Source organism: Gordonia sp. NPDC057258 (genome assembly GCF_042668985.1).
Taxonomy (GTDB): Bacteria; Actinomycetota; Actinomycetes; order Mycobacteriales; family Mycobacteriaceae; genus Gordonia; species Gordonia hongkongensis.
Genome location: NZ_JBHUXZ010000098.1, coordinates 1 through 1,105 on the forward strand (window position 1 = coordinate 1; position 1,105 = coordinate 1,105).

The window sequence follows — 1,105 nt, forward strand, 5'->3', positions numbered from 1 at the left end:
GTCGTAACAAGGTAGCCGTACCGGAAGGTGCGGCTGGATCACCTCCTTTCTAAGGAGCACTTCTTACCGAGTCCTTCGGGATGAGGTCAGATGCCAGCATGCGATCGAACGTCTCGCACTGGTTGCTCATGGGTGGAACGTTGACTACTCGGCACGATCAGGATGAGAACTGCTAGTACTGCTTCGGCGTGGAACGCAGGATCTTGACTGGACGTGTCGGGCACGCTGTTGGGTGTCTGAGGGAATGAACTTTCCTCGGTGCCGGTCCCAGTGAACTCCGGTTGTTGCCGGGGGTGGTGGGTGGCTGGTCGTTGCTTGAGAACTACACAGTGGACGCGAGCATCTGTGGCCAAGTTTTTAAGGGCGCACGGTGGATGCCTTGGTACCAGGAACCGATGAAGGACGTGGGAGGCCACGATAGTCCCCGGGGAGTCGTCAACCAGGCTTTGATCCGGGGGTTTCCGAATGGGGAAACCCGGCAGTCGTCATGGGCTGTCACCCGCTGCTGAACACATAGGCAGTGTGGAGGGAACGAGGGGAAGTGAAACATCTCAGTACCCTCAGGAAGAGAAAACAACCGTGATTCCGGGAGTAGTGGCGAGCGAAACCGGATGAGGCTAAACCGTATGCGTGTGATACCCGGCAGGGGTTGCGCATGCGGGGTTGTGGGATCTCTCTTCCACGGTCTGCCGGCCGTGGGGCGAGTCAGAAACCGTTGATGTAGGCGAAGGACATGCGAAAGGTCCGGCGTAGAGGGTAAGACCCCCGTAGTCGAAACATCAGCGGCTCGTTTGAGAGACACCCAAGTAGCACGGGGCCCGAGAAATCCCGTGTGAATCTGGCGGGACCACCCGCTAAGCCTAAATATTCCCTGGTGACCGATAGCGGATAGTACCGTGAGGGAATGGTGAAAAGTACCGCGGGAGCGGAGTGAAATAGTACCTGAAACCGTGTGCTTACAATCCGTCAGAGCCTTCGAGCAGTTTACTGCTGGGGGTGATGGCGTGCCTTTTGAAGAATGAGCCTGCGAGTTAGCGGTGTGTAGCGAGGTTAACCCGTGTGGGGAAGCCGTAGCGAAAGCGAGTCCGAACAGGGCGATCGTAGT

The 1,105-nt window shown here is 57.5% G+C and carries 2 rRNA genes; both read left to right on the forward strand.

The window, feature by feature from the left end:
* Positions 1 to 49: ribosomal RNA gene (locus ACFUEJ_RS24275) — 16S ribosomal RNA — on the forward strand; the annotation flags it as partial.
* A gap of 298 nt (positions 50 to 347) precedes the next feature.
* Positions 348 to 1,105, forward strand: a 23S ribosomal RNA gene (locus tag ACFUEJ_RS24280); the annotation flags it as partial.